Source organism: Noviherbaspirillum malthae (assembly GCF_015352985.1).
GTDB classification, from domain to species: Bacteria; Pseudomonadota; Gammaproteobacteria; order Burkholderiales; family Burkholderiaceae_D; genus Noviherbaspirillum; species Noviherbaspirillum malthae.
The window spans coordinates 25,503-42,456 of record NZ_JACYXF010000002.1; the positions used below are offsets into that span (position 1 = coordinate 25,503).

14 protein-coding genes are annotated in these 16,954 nt (G+C 58.6%); 9 read left to right on the forward strand and 5 right to left on the reverse strand.

The window, feature by feature from the left end; translation table 11 throughout:
* Window positions 1–235: 235 nt before the first annotated feature.
* The gene (locus IGW03_RS03970; RefSeq protein ID WP_194721238.1) at window positions 236–661 is read left to right on the forward strand and encodes a response regulator; all 426 of its coding nucleotides are present in this window, start codon (window positions 236–238) and stop codon (window positions 659–661) included.
* Between the two features lie 39 nt (window positions 662–700).
* On the opposite strand, the gene selD is transcribed toward IGW03_RS03970, so the two are convergent.
* Window positions 701–1,762 carry a selenide, water dikinase SelD gene (gene selD, locus IGW03_RS03975; protein WP_194721239.1) on the reverse strand — a complete coding sequence of 354 codons (1,062 nt, stop codon included), beginning with the start codon at window positions 1,760–1,762 and terminating at the stop codon, window positions 701–703.
* Between the two features lie 180 nt (window positions 1,763–1,942).
* Here selD and mnmH point away from each other — a divergent pair, with 180 nt between their 5' ends.
* A complete protein-coding gene (gene mnmH / locus IGW03_RS03980) occupies window positions 1,943–2,986 on the forward strand; it encodes a tRNA 2-selenouridine(34) synthase MnmH (RefSeq protein WP_194721240.1) in 1,044 nt (347 codons plus the stop codon).
* Window positions 2,987–3,079: 93 nt separating this feature from the next.
* Here mnmH and IGW03_RS03985 read toward each other — a convergent pair whose 3' ends face one another.
* The gene (locus IGW03_RS03985) at window positions 3,080–5,002 is read right to left on the reverse strand and encodes an AAA family ATPase (RefSeq protein ID WP_194721241.1); all 1,923 of its coding nucleotides are present in this window, start codon (window positions 5,000–5,002) and stop codon (window positions 3,080–3,082) included.
* Window positions 5,003–5,339: 337 nt separating this feature from the next.
* Between IGW03_RS03985 and IGW03_RS03990 the strand changes: the two genes are divergently transcribed.
* On the forward strand, window positions 5,340–5,519 hold the full coding sequence (locus IGW03_RS03990; protein WP_194721242.1) for a hypothetical protein: 180 nt from the start codon (window positions 5,340–5,342) through the stop codon (window positions 5,517–5,519).
* A gap of 178 nt (window positions 5,520–5,697) precedes the next feature.
* Window positions 5,698–8,184 (forward strand): sensor domain-containing protein, encoded by a 2,487-nt coding sequence (locus IGW03_RS03995; RefSeq protein WP_194721243.1) that lies wholly within the window; start codon window positions 5,698–5,700, stop codon window positions 8,182–8,184.
* On the opposite strand, the gene mdoH is transcribed toward IGW03_RS03995, so the two are convergent.
* The 3 genes from mdoH to IGW03_RS04010 all read right to left on the reverse strand — a co-directional run bounded on the left by mdoH (window position 8,145) and on the right by IGW03_RS04010 (window position 12,698).
* On the reverse strand, window positions 8,145–10,706 hold the full coding sequence (mdoH, locus tag IGW03_RS04000; protein ID WP_194721244.1) for a glucans biosynthesis glucosyltransferase MdoH: 2,562 nt from the start codon (window positions 10,704–10,706) through the stop codon (window positions 8,145–8,147). The genes IGW03_RS03995 and mdoH overlap by 40 nt on opposite strands.
* Complete coding sequence (locus IGW03_RS04005) at window positions 10,679–12,190, reverse strand: glucan biosynthesis protein G (RefSeq protein WP_194721669.1); 1,512 nt, start codon at window positions 12,188–12,190, stop codon at window positions 10,679–10,681. The genes mdoH and IGW03_RS04005 overlap by 28 nt, the downstream gene beginning before the upstream one ends.
* Before the next feature lie 310 nt (window positions 12,191–12,500).
* Window positions 12,501–12,698, reverse strand: coding sequence for a hypothetical protein (locus tag IGW03_RS04010; RefSeq protein ID WP_194721245.1), 198 nt, complete (start codon window positions 12,696–12,698; stop codon window positions 12,501–12,503).
* A 289-nt stretch (window positions 12,699–12,987) separates the two neighbouring features.
* Here IGW03_RS04010 and IGW03_RS04015 point away from each other — a divergent pair, with 289 nt between their 5' ends.
* From IGW03_RS04015 to IGW03_RS38835, 5 genes are all read left to right on the forward strand, one after another.
* Window positions 12,988–14,133, forward strand: a complete 1,146-nt coding sequence (locus IGW03_RS04015) for an alpha-hydroxy acid oxidase (RefSeq protein ID WP_194721246.1) — start codon at window positions 12,988–12,990, stop codon at window positions 14,131–14,133.
* 159 nt (window positions 14,134–14,292) lie between these two features.
* Window positions 14,293–14,496 (forward strand): hypothetical protein, encoded by a 204-nt coding sequence (locus IGW03_RS04020; protein WP_194721247.1) that lies wholly within the window; start codon window positions 14,293–14,295, stop codon window positions 14,494–14,496.
* 25 nt (window positions 14,497–14,521) lie between these two features.
* Window positions 14,522–14,743 carry a hypothetical protein gene (locus IGW03_RS04025; protein ID WP_194721248.1) on the forward strand — a complete coding sequence of 74 codons (222 nt, stop codon included), beginning with the start codon at window positions 14,522–14,524 and terminating at the stop codon, window positions 14,741–14,743.
* 375 nt (window positions 14,744–15,118) lie between these two features.
* Window positions 15,119–16,063: a chemotaxis protein gene (locus IGW03_RS04030; RefSeq protein ID WP_194721249.1), complete on the forward strand. Its 945-nt coding sequence runs from the start codon at window positions 15,119–15,121 to the stop codon at window positions 16,061–16,063.
* A gap of 276 nt (window positions 16,064–16,339) precedes the next feature.
* Window positions 16,340–16,915, forward strand: a complete 576-nt coding sequence (locus IGW03_RS38835) for a glycine zipper 2TM domain-containing protein (RefSeq protein ID WP_323744922.1) — start codon at window positions 16,340–16,342, stop codon at window positions 16,913–16,915.
* The last annotated feature ends 39 nt before the right edge of the window (window positions 16,916–16,954 follow it).

The following is a 16,954-nucleotide window of genomic DNA, read 5'->3' on the forward strand; positions in this document are numbered from 1 at the left end:
GACGGCGAGATTCATGGCTGGCCATTTTTGCACAATTATTGAGCACGGGAAAATAGCGTGCTTTAGGTTATATCAAGGCAAATGCAGGATAGCCGGATGTCGTCCGGTATGCGGATGGGAGCGGTGCATTGACATGCATCAGCCATTTGCGCCAGGCAAAGTCAGGGAACTTATCACTCGGTCCGCTTTCCTTATGAACAGGATAGTCGACTGGATGCCTCGAGCTTCTAATCTGATGACCGTACATTTATCTCCGGAAGACAAGCAGGTTCAAGCCCGTCCCATGCGGGTGATTGTCATTGAAGACAACGAGGACCTGGCCAAGCTGTTCTGCGATTTGCTCGAGGTGATGGGCTGTTCCACCCAGGCGGCGTTCAATGCCCGCACTGCGCTGGAATGCATCCGCAGCGATCTGCCGGATCTCGTATTCTGCGATCTGCGCTTGCCGGGAGAAAAGAGCGGCTTTGATATTGCCCGCGAACTGCGGACCGATCCGGCATGCGCTCATATTCCCCTGATTGCCGTGACCGGCTTCGACGATCCGCGTGAACATCAGCGAGCGAGGGATGCCGGCTTCGAACAAGTTTTCGACAAGCCGGTCAAGTTCGCGCAAATCCAGGCCGTACTCAAGGGGCATTGCAAGCCCGGCCAGTTCGAGTGAGACGCCGGGCGCTCTGCCGTCGAGGCGCCCGGTGCGGACTTACCCGGCTGTGACCAATACGCCGGCAGGCCCGTCGATGACTTCACCGATGACCGCGGCTTCATGGAAACCGTCCTCGCGGAATAAGGCGAGTACTTCTTCGACTGCATCGGCACTGCAGGAAACGAGCAGGCCGCCCGAGGTTTGCGGATCGGTAAGCAGGGCCTGGTGGACCGGAGAAATGGCGGCGTCCAGCTGCACATCCTTGCCGTAACCAGTCCAATTGCGGCCGGACGCACCGGTGACGAAGCCGCGCGCCGCCAGCTCCGCTACGCCCGGGAGCAGGGGGACGCGGGACATGTCGATGCGTACGCCGAGCCCGGCGCCGCGCGCCAGTTCGAGCGAATGGCCGAGCAGGCCGAAGCCGGTGACGTCGGTCAAGGCATGTACGCCCGCAAGAGCCGACAGTGCCTTGCCGGGCTTGTTGAGCTTGGTTGTGTTGGCAATCATTGCCCGGTAGCCTTCCGCATCCAGCGCGTCCTTCTTCAGCGCCGCCGACAGAATGCCTACGCCCAGCGGCTTGCCGAGCACCAGCTTGTCGCCGGCCTTGGCGTCGGCATTGCGCTTGACCTTCGAGGGATGGACCAGACCCATTACCACGAGGCCGTAGATCGGTTCAACCGAGTCGATGGTATGGCCGCCGGCAATCGGAATGCCCGCCTCGGCGCAGACCGACTCCCCGCCTTGAATGACCTTGCCGATGACATCCACGGGCAGCTGATTGATCGGCATGGCGACCAGCGCCAGCGCCATGATCGGCGTGCCGCCCATCGCATAGACATCCGAGATGGCGTTGGTGGCGGCGATCCGGCCGAAGTCGAATGGATCGTCCACGATGGGCATGAAGAAATCCGTGGTTGCGATCAGCGCCTGCTCGTCGTTCAGCTTGTAGACGGCGGCGTCGTCCGCAGTCTCGATGCCGACCATGAGTTCCTTGGGAACGGGAAAGCCGCTCGACTTCTTGAGGATATCGGCAAGGATGCCGGGAGCGATCTTGCAGCCGCAGCCGCCGCCGTGAGAGAACGAGGTTAAACGGATTGCGGAGGAGGGTAGGGAACTCATGATGGTCGAATTTGAAATGGGAAAAGATCATCGAAGCCGATGATTATCGCTGATGTGGAGCGGAGGTGCAGCGGCGCAGCCGAGAACACGCACAAGACGCGACCGCACCACTAGGCTTGAAGAGGCGCGATTCTGCAAACCATGCGGATTGACGGCTGAAACCCTTTACAATGCCCGGTTATGTACGATTTCAAATCCTATGACCTGATCATTGACGCGCGCAGCCCGCGGGAATTCGATGAAGACCACATCCCCGGCGCAGTCAATCTGCCCGTCGTCGACAATGCCGAGTTTGCCGAAGTCGGCACGCTGCACAGGAGCAATCCGCTCGCCGCCTATCAGCTCGGCGCACGCTATTCCTTGCAAAACATTTCACGCCATATCGAGACCCATGTCTCGAAGTATGGAGGCAAGAGCCGCATCCTGGTGTATTGCTTCCGCGGAGGCAAGCGAAGCAAGGTCTGGCAGGATGTGCTGGAAACGATCGGCTACCGGGTCGAGCGCGTCAAAGGCGGCTGGAAGGCTTATCGGCGCTGGGTCAATGAACAACTGACGGTCGTGCCTGCCCGGTTCAACTACATTATCCTGTCGGGCCCGACAGGATGCGGCAAGACGAGGCTGTTGACAGCTTTGCAAGAAAACGGCGCGCAGGTGCTCGATCTCGAGGGACTTGCAACGCATCGCGGTTCCATCATCGGTGCGGTGCCGGGCAAGCCCCAGCCAACGCAGAAACTGTTCGACAGCATGCTGCTTGAGCGGCTGGAGTCGTTTGATGCTGCCCGCCCGGTATGGGTGGAATCGGAGAGCAAGAAAATAGGCCAGGTCCAGCTGCCGGACGCCCTGCTGCAAACCATGCGCAGCGGCATGACCATCGCTGTCGATGCGCCGATGGCCCAGCGGGTGCAGCTGCTGCGGGAAGACTATGCGCATTTCGAAGAAGATCCGGAGTCGTTGATAGAGCGCCTGCGTTTTCTGCGGCCTCTGGTCGGGGGCGACGAGTTCGAGCAATGGGAAAGCCTTGCCTCGCAGAAGAAGGTGCCCGAACTGTTCGAGCGCCTGATGAGGCATCACTACGATCCGACCTACCGCCGATCCATCCTGCGCAATTATCCTGATATCGATGCATCGCCGAAGATCATGCTGGAAGGCTTGTCGATGACGGCATTGCAGCCGGTGGCGCAGGAACTGATTGCACGCATGGAGCAGCCCGCCGCGCAGACGTAGCAGGACAGGCAGCGACGGCCTCGCTTCAAGAGTAAAAAAGCCCCGAACGGCGATGCGTTCGGGGCTTTTCCTTTTCTCAGTCTGGAAATTCCATCAAGCAGCCTTGCGCGGCGGCTCGGTCAGATCGGCGAGCAATGCGAAGACTTCATCTTTCGACAAGACATAGCGCTCGAGCAGCGTACCGGTCAAGGCGCTGATCAGGTCCTTGTAATCCTTCATGGCTTCCAATGTGCGGGTATAGAGCTCATCCGCCTTGGCTTCCACCTGGCGCAGCGCTTCTTCAGGCGAGCTTTCACCCTTGAGCTGGCTGTAGTCGAGCTTGGAGCGTGAATACATGGACAAACGGTTAACCATCAGATCGAGCATTCCAGTGACTTTCTGGATGTCGTTCTGGCTGCCGGTGGAGATGCCGCGCGCGCCATAGAACAGTTCTTCCGCTGCAACGCCGCCGTACAGCTGCACCACATCCTGCTCCATTTCTTCGAGCGTGCGCAGCGATACGTCGCTTGCCGACGACAGCACATAGCCGAGCGCGCCAATCTTGGAAACCGATTCGGTGCTGATCTTGAGCAGGTTGGACTTGGCCTTGACTTCGTCCCAGCTCAGACCCTGACGAACATAAGGATCGATCTGCATGAAGAAGTGGCCGAGTTCATGCAGGGCAACGCGTTCGCGCTCCTTGTTCTTCTCGGCAGTGGTCGCACGATCGGTCAGACCGATGGAAGCGCGCTCGAATGCACGGAACAGCACGTCGGTATCGATCAGGGACTTTTCCTGAATGGCGATCATGCTGGCGCGGTCCACCACGGTTTCCAGCAGAGCCGGGCTCAGGTTTGCGGTGATCTCAGCGACATAGTCGAGGTTCAGGTTGCTCCAGTCGATGCATTCCACATCCTTGCGCGACAGGAACACATTGAGCAGTTCCCGGCGTTCGGACTTGTTCGGCAGGCGGAAATTGATCTTCACCGCGAAACGGCGCAGCATCGCTTCATCCATCTGGCTGTTGGCATCATCGAAGTTGGAGGCAACGACCCAGATCACGCCGGAACCTTCTTCGCTCTTCACGCCGTCGAGCAGGCCGAGCAGGGTATTGGCGGTATCGTCATCCCACTTCTTGTCGCCGCGGCCGCGCGGCATGAACAGGCTCTGGGCTTCGTCAAGGAAGATGATGCAGCGGCCTTGTGCAACAGCCTTCTTGTAAAGGGCATTGAGCGCCTTGGAACCGCCACCGACGAAGCCGGACTCGAGCCCCGAACCGGAGGCCTGGATCAGCGGAATGTCCAGCTTCTTCGCGAGATAGCCGGCCAGCTTGGTCTTGCCGGTGCCCGCAGGGCCGGTCAGCATGACGTTGAAAGGCTTGTCGATATTGTGCGAACGGTAGAGGTCGCGGTTGATGATCATTTCTTCAAGATGGGCCACTTCCCGCTTGATATCTTCCATGCCGACGAGATCGTCCATGCTACCCTTCAGGTTTTCAGGCTTGATGACGGACGCGCCGTGGCCGAGGCCGAGACTCGGCATGCCTTTGCGCAGGCCGATGAAAAGAAACACCAGCAATGCAATGCCGATGGCATTGCGAGCCAGGAACGAGCCGGCTTCGGCGAGCGCGCTGCGCTGCGCTTCCTCGTCTTCCAGGATGGCGCGATTGGCATTGAGAAACTCATCCTTGGCGATGGCGTAGGGGATGGCATTCTTCAGCAGCACCTCGCGTTCCAGATTGGAGTGGGACGTGCTCGGCACCTTGACCACATGGATCTCGTCGGCGTCCTTGTACTTGAACACGTAACGCGGGAAATCGGAAAGCGGCTGCGCCAGCAGCAGGTACTCGAGACGGTGGCGGTTGGCGACCAGCTTGGTGATCTCGGAAATGTCCTGAGATTGGACGACAGGGTTGTGGTGAGTCGTGAGCGGCTTGTAGACCACCGCGCCTACTGCGATGAAGGCAAGCAGAACGGAAAGTACCGCAACGACATAACCGTTCTTGAACGAATCATAAAGCTTGGAAAAACTTGGCATGCGTGTTCCTGTTGAGAGTCAAATTTGCGAGCAGCTCAATAAGTTCAATGGCAGGTGCACGCAACGTTTCTGATAAGCAGTGATAGGACAGAATATGAGGACTTTGGTTGCCTCACACAAAGTCTTTTCACTGGATTTTTTCTATTGGCGCGATGGGCTTTTCCTATAAATGGCCTGAAAAAACAAGACGTTAACTTTGGGATAACAATCGATATTGATTAAAGGAAAGGCCATGCGCATCAAAATTAATCAATTGATTAACCGCAACCCTTTCCCAGGCACAAGTGATTAAATAGAAGACTGTTCATCCATGCCGGGCAACTGACGGAGGCCACAGATGGTTTCGCTGATCATTCTGCTGCTGGGAATATTTATTGCCGGACTTGTCGTCGGAGTCTTCTTCATGACGCTGATGGAATTCAAGCAGATCTACGGCATGAAGAATACGCATCCTGAAACCGGAAAGACGCACCCGCTTCACGAAGCCGGAGACGCAATATCGGTCGACCAGCCATAGTCTAGCTATATTAAAGCGGGCGATCAATGCGTAAGCCGTGAAACATCGGACGTTAACGAAAATTTGTATGATCAGCTTCGCAAATTAATTACAGCAGGCAAGCATTCCTCCATGTCGGCTGCCCGGTGGTAACATTGCAGCCATGGAAAACTATCTCGTCTTGCAGGCTTCCTCAAGCATGCAACCCAAGCGTCTGTTGCCTGAAGGCATCTTGCGCCGCCTTGCCGATGAAGCCGGCGTCATCGTCTGGGAAGCGAGAATCGACGGAAGCTACCTTTATTTCGGCTCCGCCGCGTCATCCGCCGGACCGATCAGGGAGCTGCGCGAGGTCCGGTTTTCCGACTGGCTGCAATTCATCCATCCGGAAGATGCCGGAAGGGTTGAACGCTGTGTTACCCAAGCCAGGCAGCAGCGCCGCGAATACCAGATCGAATACAGGATCCTGTGCAGCGAGGGCAGTATCCGCTGGGTTGCCGAGGCGGCCGCTCCCAGATTCGGGGGGAATGGCGCTGCCGATGTTTATGTCGGCACCTGTTTCGATATCTCCGACAGTCATGAAGCACGGGCGAGGCTGGCACGCAGCGAAACAGAACATCGGCTCCTGACCGAGAACGCAAGGGACATGATTTCGCATACCGATGCGAATGACATCTATGTGTACGTCTCTCCCTCGCACAAGGATACTCTCGGTTACGAGGCCCATGAACTGCTGGGCACCCGCCTGTACGACTACATTCATCCTGAAGATCTGGCGCCGCGTCCGGAGAAGCAGAAGCGCCGCGGACTGGTGCACATCCGCTTCCGCCACAAGAACGGGTCATGGGTCTGGCTGGGTGCGACCACCCGCACGCTGCGGGACCCCGTCACCAATGCCAAGCTCGGCATGGTGTCGATTGCCCGGGAAGTCACCGCGCAAATCGAGGCTGAACGCGAACTCAAGCGCAGGGAAGAACGCTTCCGCAGCCTGATGTCGCTGTCCTCGGACTGGTACTGGGAAACCGATGCCGACCTGCGCTTTACCTTCTTTTCCCAAGGCATTTATCACAAGCTCAGAGTCAAACCCGAACAGTTGCTCGGCTCCTACTTCCGGGAGCATGCGCAGGACCCTCATGCACCCGGCCTGCTGGTCTGCCTGGAGAGCATTCGTGAACTCCGGTCTTTCCACGACGTCATCTTTCCCGCTGCCTCGGCTACGGAACCTGAACTCGTGCGTTTCCTGCGCATTTCCGGAGAACCTTTTTTCGAAAGCGGACAATTCCTCGGGTATCGGGGTGTCAGCCGCGACGTCACACGCGAGGTCCGCACATCCCGGGCGCTTGAAAAACTGGCAACCCGCGACATCCTCACCGAACTGCCCAACCGGGCACTGCTGCAGACGAGATTAAGGCAGCGCCTGGACAGGCGAGTCGCCGGTGTCTTCCTCGCCGTGTTCTTCATCGACCTTGACAACTTCAAGGAAGTGAACGATTCCTTCGGACATGCTGCCGGCGACGTGATGCTCAAGGAGATTGCCGCGCGTCTGAATCGCTGCGTGCGTCCGGACGATACGGTGGCCCGACTGGGCGGAGACGAATTCGTGGTGGTGGCCGAATGCGCGAACGGCGAGGCAACCGCCAGGACTTTGGCGGAAAAGCTGACGCGCTCGCTCGACCTGCCGATTCTGATCAAGGGGCATGAAGTCAAGGCCAGCGCATCGATCGGCATCAGCATGTATCCCCAGGACGGCGATACCAGCGAACTGCTGCTGCAAAGTGCCGATACCGCCCTCTACCGGGCCAAGGCTTTCGGCGGCGGCACCTACCGCTTTTTCACTGCCGACATGGGCGCCGCATCGCGTTCGCGCCTTCTGATGCAGGCGGCGCTACGGCACGCGGTGGCGCGTAATGAATTGCTGGTGTATTACCAGCCGCGCGTCCATTTGCAGAGCATGACCGTGACGGGCGTGGAGGCGCTGCTGCGCTGGACCCATCCGGAACTTGGCACGGTCTCGCCCAGCGATTTCATCCCCTTGGCGGAGGAAATCGGCCTGATAGACGAGCTCGGCGACTGGGTGCTCAGGCAAGCCACCCTGCAGGTGCAGCAGTGGAGCAGGCAGTTTGGCAGGCCGCTGAAGGTATCGGTGAATCTTTCCGCGCGGCAGATCCGTACCAACAAACTCGTGAAGTCTGTGACCGAGGCCTTGGAGGCCAGCGGGCTTCCGCCGTCCCAGCTCGAACTCGAGCTGACCGAATCGGCGCTGATGGAAGACACCGACGTAGCCGCGAAACTGCTCAATGAACTCAAGTCACTCGGGCTCAGGCTTTCGGTCGATGACTTCGGTACCGGTTATTCGTCATTGGCCTATCTGGGCCGTTTCCCTCTCGACAGCCTGAAGCTCGATCGGTCCTTCCTCGTGCAGGCGGTCAAGGACGGCTCATGGAAGCTGGCCGAGGCCGTCATCAATCTCGCTCACACGCTGGATCTGTCCGTTGTCGCGGAAGGCGTGGAAAATGAAGACCATCTTGCCTTCCTGCGGACGACGACCTGCGATGAAATCCAGGGCACGCGCATCAGCGCGCCGCTGGCGCCGCATGACGCGGAACGGCTGCTCGAGAGCGCTTTTCAGCAGGCCTCACTAAATGCATCTCAGGAGGCATTCGCCAGCCGTTCATCCGGCTCGCGGTAAATCCGTTCCCGCCATTCCGGATGAGCGCTACCCGATGACCACACATTGAAGTGCAGTCTCGACATCGCGAGCGGGTCATCCAAAAGGGTCTTGCAGTCGGCTGCGCTCAAAGCGCTGGGGCCTTCCTGCAATGCGGTGTCGGCCAGCGCCTGGCGCGCTTCGATGGCCGGCTGAGGAAGTCCCGGATGGGGACGCGCTGCAGCGCAGACCACCGCATTGAGCAGAGGATCCACCACAGCTTCGACGAAGTCCGGCGCAGGCTGCCCCGCGTCAATCTTGGCATACGCATAGGTATCGGTCAGTTCCTTCGGCGGCATTGACTCTTCCGGGATCAGGAACAGGCCGGCATTGCGCGTGCGCCGTCCCAGCGAGACCCGGCTGGAGAGTACGGATATCGGTATCGAAAGCGTCAGCGCTCCGGCGATCGGCAGCAGCCACCACAGGAAGGATGGATTCAGCTTGTAGACCGCAACACCCCAGGCAATCCCCAGAATCATGTGAAAACCATGCTTGCGGAAGGCTTCGCCCCAGGTAGTTTCGGTATCGTCGCGCGGCGGCGACTTCCAGCGCATTTCCCATCCGAGAAAGGCGGCCGTGACGAACATGGTATGGAACAGCATCCGTACCGGCGCGAGCATCATCGAGAACAACAGTTCCAGCAGCATGCTGGCGGTCAGGCGCAATGTTCCGCCGAAGCCCCTGGCATCTTTGAGTGCAATGACCAGGACGCTCAGGAATTTCGGCAGAAACAGCAGGGTGACTGTCGCACTGAACAGGGCAAGCGCCTTTTCCGGGTGCCATTGCGGCCAGATCGGGAACAGCTGCCGCGGCTCGACGAAATACTGCGGCTCCACCAAGGTATGCATGGCCAGCATGGCTGTCGACAGGGCCAGGAAAAGAAACCAGAGCGGCGCCGACAGATAAGCCATGACACCGGTCACGAAGACCGCGCGGTGAACCGGGTGCATGCCGCGCGCGGGGAACAGCCTGAAGTTCATCAGGTTGCCGTGGCACCAGCGGCGGTCGCGCTTGAGCTCGTCCAGCAGGTTGGGAGGCATTTCCTCGTAACTGCCGTGCAGATCGTAAGCGATCCATACCGCCCAGCCGGCGCGGCGCATGAGTGCAGCTTCGACGAAATCGTGGGACAGGATTTCGCCGGCCAGCGACCCGCGCCCCGGCAGGGGGGCCAGCGCGCAATGACGGATGAAAGGCGCCATGCGGATGATCGCGTTATGCCCCCAGTAGTGGGATTCTCCGAGCTGCCAGTAGTGCAGCCCTGCGGTGAACAGCGGGCCGTAGACGCGAGTGGAGAATTGCTGGATGCGCGCATAAAGCGTATCTCGTCCGGCAGCGATGGGCGCGGTCTGGATGATGCCGGCGCCCGGATTGGCTTCCATCAGCCGCACCAGCGTCGTCAGGCAATTGCCGCTCATGACGCTGTCGGCGTCGAGCACCACCATGTAGCGGTACTGGTTGCCCCAGCGCCGGCAGAAATCGTCGATGTTGCCGCTCTTGCGCTTGACACGGCGGCGGCGGCGGCGATAGAAGATGCGCCCGAAGCCGTTCACTTCCCGGCACAGAGTGTTCCATGCGGCGAGTTCGGCTGCGCAGGTATCGCTTTCATTGCTGTCGCTCAGGATGAAGAAATCGAAGCGGTCGAGGTCGCCGGTGGCGGCGACGGATTCATAAGTGGCTCGCAGGCCGGCCATCACGCGGTCGACGTCTTCGTTGCAGATCGGCATGACGATCGCGGTACGGGCCTGAGCATCGATCGGCTTGTCGCCTGCTTCCCGCCGCGAAATAACGAAACGGTCGGTACCGCGCAGCATGACGAGAAAGCCGGCCATGGCAGTCCAGAAACCGGCCGAGACCCAGCAAAAGAGAATTGCGAACAAGGCGAGCAGGGCGATCTCGTCCTTGGCCGTGCCCTGATAAGGCAACACCTTGCTCATGAACCAGGTAGCGACGCCGGTCTGCGCAAGCATGAGGACGAGCAGCACCATGCGCCGGACATTGCCTTGATGCTGCCAGTTGCCATGACGGTCGTGCTCTTCGTCCGACTCGTCCGGCGGTACCTCTGCCGGCCACGGGCGGCGTCGACCATTTTCATGGCGGCGTTCCACCCACTGCGTGCGCCGCCGGGTGACGGCTTGCGCCCAGCGCTTGACAGGGTTGAGCGGGTTCCATGGATGCGGCACCATCGAGGCCCGATTCAGCGGCGGTGCCAGCGGCAGGATGGCGGCGCTTTCCGCTGCCGGCATCGACTGCGGGCTGCCGCAAGCCAGGTTCACGCGGGCGCCGAGCGACTGATAAGCCGGATTCCCGGCAATGGAAGCGTCGCCGGAGAGCGCGTCATGCAGGACGGCGAGGGCTTCATCCTCAGTGGCGGGTTCGGCGGCGTCGATTGCTGCAGCGACCTGGTTGCGTTGTATTGGAGAAAGGCGCAGTCGCTCGATGTATCGCTGGCAGAGCGGCGAGCTGCTGTAGACGCGCTTTAATCGGGCGGAAGAATGTAGCTCCACGTTTCGGACAGTGTTGTGTTGTTGTGGCGCAGGTAGCCGCGCAGTTCGACTGGCTTCTTGTCATCGATCCGTTTGAAACGGACCACGGTGCGCCAGCCACCTTTCATCTGGTTCGGATACGCATTCGTTTCCAGCACTTTTGCATTGGCATCGGTAGTGATGCTTGCTTCCAGTTTTGTGCCTTCTTCCAGCTTTTTCAGAGCAGGCCCTTCGAAGTCGACGAAAAGAGCGATGCTGTCGTCGGGCTTGCGCACATATCCATGGCCGCGTCTCGTCTGTGTTACCCAGGCTAGCGGAGGCTTCCTGTCGACATCTTTCTGCCAGAGCATCCGGTATTCCAGGTTGAGCGGTACGCCGGGCTTCGGCGGCACGTCGGGAATCCATTGCGCGACGATGTTATCGTTGGTCTCGTCAGGCGTCGGAATCTGCACCAGTTCTACGCGGCCCGGCCCCCAATTTCCACGCGGTTCTATCCATGCGCTCGGCCTGCGCTGATAATGTGCTTCGAGGTCTTCGTAGCTGGAAAATTCCCGGTCGCGCTGCATAAGACCGAAACCTTGAGGATTATTAAGCGAAAACGAAGTGATCAGTAGCCGTTTGGGGTTGACCAGAGGGCGCCAGATCCATTCGCCGGTGCCCGACTGTATCGACAGCCCGTCGGAATCGTGCACTTCCGGGCGATGGTCATCGATATTCGGCCGATGGTTCTCTCCGAAATAGTACATGCTGGTCAGCGGTGCAATGCCGAGCTTCGACACGTTTTCCCGCAGATACAGCTCGGCCTTGACGTCCACGACCGTATCGAAACCCGGCCTGACGATGAAGCGATAGGCACCCGTCACGCGGCGCGAGTCGAGCAGGGCGTAGATAATGAGTTCCTTGTCGTTCGGGTCGGGACGTTCAATCCAGAATTCGGTAAATTGCGGAAATTCCTCGCCGGACGTCAGGCCGGTATCGATTGCCAGACCGCGCGCGGACAGGCCGTAAAGCTGGTTCTTGCCGACGGCGCGGAAGTAGCTCGCGCCGAGAAAGACGATGACCTCATCCTTGTACTTCGACGTATTCAGCGGATAGTGGACGCGAAAGCCGGCATATCCCAGATTGGTAAGGTCCTTGGGATTGAGATGGCTATTCGCTCCGTAGTTGAACAGCTTGGGATCGAAACGGATTTCATGAACCGACTTGCCGGTGACTTCATTGATCCTGACCGCCGTGTCGAAGTACTGCCCCTGGTGAAAGAAAGCCAGCTCGAACGGCAGCCGCGCATTGCGCCAGTAGGCCTTCTCCGGGTTGAAGCGGATGTCGCGATACTGGTCGTAGCTCAGGTTTTCCAGTGCTTTCGGAAGATTCTTTTCCGGCTTGACATAGGACGAAGCCGCCAGCTTTTTCGCCTTTGCGGCGACATCGGCGAAGCCAAAAGCATGGGCTTCCGGAGCAGCAAGCAGTACGAATGCCATGCATGCAAGAAAGGCATGAAGGTGCATTGCGTATTTGAACGGGTTCAGACGCATTGGATGTTTCGATAGACTCGATAGGGCCTTATGTTGCCAGCGCTGGACCTTGTTCGTTTGACACTAGGCAATGTCAGGTCGACTTGCGGTGGCGATCTCGTAACAAAGTGTGAGGGGACGGGGAGGGAAGCAGGAGGGCAACACCAGCTGTTTGCCGGAGGAGGCCGGTGGAACGGAGGAGGGAATATGGTGGAGGTCGGTAGAGGACTGCAAATGGAGCATTTCCAGAAAGAGAATATGCTCCATGCATGGCTGCGGCAGGGAGTGGCAGCGGGTAGCCTTCCTACTCCTTGAGCGGAATGGCGCGCGATTTGCGGATGGCCGATTTGCGCGCTTCAACGACTTCGCGCAAGGCTGCCGCAAGCATTTCCTGCCGGCGCTGGTAAGACACCATGCGGGTGGTGATGCTGTAGGCACGTACTGTTCGTTCCAGGTTACGGAGTGCGCGCAATTCTTCACTGTGTTGTTCGTCAAGCATCATGATAGGACTCGTCAATAAAACGGATGCACTCTAGACCGGAAAACCTGCAGCTTGTTCCCCTGCGGAAAAATTTCCTCCAAGCGCAAGCCTTCTTTGCAGCGGGGCAGACCATTTCCCCATTTCAGGACGGTTCGAAGCCAGAGCATTTGGGAACCGGTTGGCGGAAGGGACTTGATCCCGCGAGTTTGGTTCCGGCAGTGCCGCTTAAGGTGAATAAATTTCAAGCAACCGGCAATGCGGCATCGGCCTTGCCTGAATTACACTTGTGCATCATTGTAAGGAGCACTGTATGCCCGTCATTACCACCATCGAAGACCTGCGCAAGCTGGCTCAGAAGCGCGTGCCGCGCATGTTCTATGACTATGCCGATTCCGGTTCCTGGACGGAGTCCACCTATCGAGCCAACAGCACGGACTTCGAGCACATCAAGTTCCGGCAGCGCGTTGCGGTCAACATGGAAAACCGAACGCTGAAAACCACGATGGTGGGCCAGGAAGTGGCCATGCCGGTGGCGCTGGCGCCGACCGGGCTGACCGGCATGCAGCACGCGGACGGTGAAATCCTTGCAGCCAAGGCAGCCGAGAAGTTCGGCGTTCCGTTCACCTTGTCGACCATGAGCATCTGCTCGATCGAAGACATTGCCGCACATACCAGCAAGCCGTTCTGGTTCCAGCTCTACGTGATGCGCGACAGGGAATTCATCAAGCGGCTGATCGCTCGCGCGAAGGCTGCGCAATGTTCGGCGCTGGTGCTGACGCTGGATCTGCAGGTGCTCGGGCAGCGCCACAAGGACCTGATCAACGGACTGTCGGCTCCGCCGAGGCTGACCGTGCCCAATATCATGAACATGATGACCAAGCCGCGCTGGTGTCTCGGCATGCTCGGCACGCAGCGCAGAACCTTCGGCAACATCGTGGGGCACGCCAGCAGCGTGTCGAACATGTCGTCGCTGTCTTCATGGACCGCCCAGCAATTCGATCCGCGGCTTTCATGGGATGACGTCAAGTGGATCAAGGATGAATGGGGCGGCAAGCTCATCATCAAGGGTGTGCTGGACGAGGAGGATGCGCAGCTTGCCGCTGCCAGCGGTGCCGACGCACTGATCGTTTCAAATCATGGCGGGCGCCAGCTTGACGGCGCACGTTCATCGATCTCCGCGCTGCCGGGCATCGTCCAGGCCGTCGGCGACAAGATCGAGGTGCACATGGATGGCGGCATACGCTCCGGCCAGGATGCGATCAAGGCGCTCGCGCTTGGCGCCAAGGGCGTCTACATCGGTCGCGCCTTCCTGTTCGGCCTGGGTGCGATGGGTGAAGAGGGCGTGACGCAATGTCTCGAGATCATCCGCAAGGAACTCGACCTGACGATGGCCTTCTGCGGTCTTACCGATGTTCGTAAGGTGGACCGCGGCATCCTGCTTCCCGGTACGTACTGATCCGGCAGGCTTGCAGCGACCCCTTAGGAACTATCAACCGGTTCGGCATGACAAACCGCTAACAATCGAAATCAGGCGGACTTCGGACTTCATCGCCGATCCAGCGCCTGCTGCGACGGGCTGTTCACCTTACGGCCCGGCATCCCAAGGAGACGCGTCATGCATGCCTATATCATCAAGACCCCGGATGGTTATCTTTATCCCTTCGCCGACGATCTGTCGCTGACGGATGATGCATCCCAGGCAGGACGTTTTCGCAGTGTCGAAGAAGCCCGCGCCACCGCAGAGGAACGCGGGTACTACGACGGCGGCTTTGAAATCGTCCGGGTGGATCTGGATGGCGGGAAAGCCGGCAAGCATTGACCGCCGTGACAGGGAGACGACTTGAATGACTGAATGCGAGGAATGCGCCGACCTGGAAGGCGCCAATGCGTTGACGTCTCCGCACGCCAACTTGCTGCTGCATTCGGATGCGCTCATCAACTACGGCGCGACGACCAGCGGGCGCATCGAATTTTACAAGTGCAATCGCTGCGGAACGAAATGGGAAAGGGTACGGGCGAGAAGCGAACCGGACGCGCGATGGATGCGATCGAGCAAGGAGTTTTGATGATGCTCGGGGAGGTTTCACCGACGCACGCTCCGTCTCATAAAAATCAATATGCTATTTAACATAAGACAAATTCCATTTCAAATTGGTGTGGAAGCAAAGTTGTAATGTCCGGGTCAAGCGAGGTTCAAACTTCCGTTTTTCCACAAGATAACCCTATTTCAATATGGCTATAAAAATTGGCTTGTCGGCAGAAAGTGAATTATCTAAGGCAACCTATAATGCCGCCCGTTGCCGGCTTGCAACAAGAATCAGAAAAGCGTATTTTCGAAGCGAAAGCGCTTTTAAACTTGACATGTTCTTGTACTGGGCAGCGCATCATCGCTGGCTGCTTCGCACATGGAAATCATTCGATAAAACACATAGGGAGGCACCATGAGTACTGTCCAGCAGGAAGTCGACGAACGTACCAATCTCACCGCCTCGAACAAGTTCGAACTTCTGCTGTTTCGTCTCGGCGGCGACAGCAACGGCAATCAGAACGAACTGTACGGCATCAACGTCTTCAAGATCCGGGAAATCGTGGCGATGCCGCCGGTAACGCCGATCGCCGAAAGCGCGCCCTACATGATGGGCGTGGTCAATCTGCGCGGCGAAATTCTGCCGGTAATCGATCTGCCTGGATTGATCGGGTGTACGCCGAAGACCGGCCTCAATATCTTGCTGGTAACGGAATTCGCCCGCACCACCCAATGCTTTGCGGTCGAAGCCGTCGATGAAATCGTGCGGCTGGACTGGAACCAGGTACGTCCGTCCGCCGGAAGCTACGCGGACAACACCATTACCAGCATTGCAAGGCTGGACAACGATGTCCACGGTACCCGCCTGGTGCAGGTGCTCGATGTCGAAACCATCGTTCAGAAGTTCGTTCCGAGCAAGGAAACGCCGCCCTCCGGCAACGACATGGCGATCAAGCTTACCTCTGGTTCCGTCATTCTCGCGGCCGACGATTCCGTCATTGCCCGATCCATCATCCAGAAAGGTCTGGAAGACATGGGGCTGCCCTACGTCATGACGAAAAACGGAAAGGAAGCCTGGGAAAAGCTGCAGGAACTTGCCGCCGATGCAGAAAAGGAAAACAAGCCGTTGCGTGAAAAGGTGGCGCTCGTTCTGACCGATCTTGAAATGCCTGAAATGGACGGATTCACGCTGACCCGGCATATCAAGACCAGCAATCGCTACAATTCCTTGCCGGTACTGATTCACTCCTCACTCTCCGGCTCCGCCAATGAGGCGCACGTCAAGAGCGCTGGAGCCAATGCTTACGTCGCCAAGTTTTCGCCACCGGAACTGGCAGCCAAGATTCGGGAAATTCTCTAAGTTCTGTTTGCGGCGATTCAAAAGCCCTTCCATCCTGACAGGCATGTCCGTCCGCACGCCTTGAAACCAAGGCGCGGGCGTGCTGCTTTGTTGAGCCATGCGACATTACCATCGGTGCGATTCGATTGCGCGCAATCGTGATCGCGCCAACCCGGATGGTGCGGCGGGCTTACGTTACAAGCGCTTACCTGTGATACACAAGCGCACTACAAAGCCGGGTCGGCAGCCATTATTCTGCACTTGTCTTCTTTCCCAACCGATGGAACCGAAATGGAAATGCCGCAGACTACTAAACGTATTCATCCCTTGATGGCTGGTGCCGCTGCTTCTGTCATGCTCGTAAGCTTGCTCGGGGCGGCCGCCATTGTCGGAATCATTCCGACTTCTCAAGGCACTTCGCCGGACAAGGCTGCATTGGCAGCGCCATCTGCGCAAGCCGTGGTCCCGGCCAGCGTACCGGCCGCAGCACCTGCGTTGCCGGCGACGGCTCTGGTTGCTGCTCCACAGCCGGCAGCTGCGCCTGTTGCACAGGCAGAGCCCAAGGAAGTCGTTCGTCACAAAACAATCGTTCATCACAAACACGTGCAGCAACCCGCACCCGTCCGTGCAGAACCGGTTCAGGTAGCACAGACCGAGCCGCAGCGAAGCTACTCCCCTGCTCCGGTCTACCAGCCGGTTCAGCAGCCTGCACCGGCCGCGCAAAACAGTCCCGTCGGCATCGGCGTCGGCGCTGTCGTCGGCGGCTTGATTGGCAATCAGGTCGGCAAAGGCAGCGGCAGGACGCTTGCAACCGTGGCGGGCGTGCTTGGCGGCGGCTATATCGGCAATGAAATTGCAAAACGGAATCCCTGATAGCCAGTCTCGATTACTTAAAAGCGATACGTTCCAGGC

Excerpts from the sequence above, each read along its gene's own strand:
- IGW03_RS04005 (WP_194721669.1), bottom strand. The coding sequence starts at position 12,190 with ATGCACCTTCATGCCTTTCTTGCATGCATGGCATTCGTACTGCTTGCT.
- IGW03_RS04010 (WP_194721245.1), bottom strand. The coding sequence starts at position 12,698 with ATGATGCTTGACGAACAACACAGTGAAGAATTGCGCGCACTCCGTAAC.
- IGW03_RS04025 (WP_194721248.1), top strand. The coding sequence starts at position 14,522 with ATGACTGAATGCGAGGAATGCGCCGACCTGGAAGGCGCCAATGCGTTG.
- IGW03_RS03990 (WP_194721242.1), top strand. The coding sequence starts at position 5,340 with ATGGTTTCGCTGATCATTCTGCTGCTGGGAATATTTATTGCCGGACTT.
- mnmH (WP_194721240.1), top strand. The coding sequence starts at position 1,943 with ATGTACGATTTCAAATCCTATGACCTGATCATTGACGCGCGCAGCCCG.
- IGW03_RS03985 (WP_194721241.1), bottom strand. The coding sequence starts at position 5,002 with ATGCCAAGTTTTTCCAAGCTTTATGATTCGTTCAAGAACGGTTATGTC.
- IGW03_RS03995 (WP_194721243.1), top strand. The coding sequence starts at position 5,698 with ATGCAACCCAAGCGTCTGTTGCCTGAAGGCATCTTGCGCCGCCTTGCC.
- IGW03_RS04030 (WP_194721249.1), top strand. The coding sequence starts at position 15,119 with ATGAGTACTGTCCAGCAGGAAGTCGACGAACGTACCAATCTCACCGCC.
- IGW03_RS38835 (WP_323744922.1), top strand. The coding sequence starts at position 16,340 with ATGCCGCAGACTACTAAACGTATTCATCCCTTGATGGCTGGTGCCGCT.
- selD (WP_194721239.1), bottom strand. The coding sequence starts at position 1,762 with ATGAGTTCCCTACCCTCCTCCGCAATCCGTTTAACCTCGTTCTCTCAC.
- IGW03_RS03970 (WP_194721238.1), top strand. The coding sequence starts at position 236 with ATGACCGTACATTTATCTCCGGAAGACAAGCAGGTTCAAGCCCGTCCC.
- IGW03_RS04015 (WP_194721246.1), top strand. The coding sequence starts at position 12,988 with ATGCCCGTCATTACCACCATCGAAGACCTGCGCAAGCTGGCTCAGAAG.
- IGW03_RS04020 (WP_194721247.1), top strand. The coding sequence starts at position 14,293 with ATGCATGCCTATATCATCAAGACCCCGGATGGTTATCTTTATCCCTTC.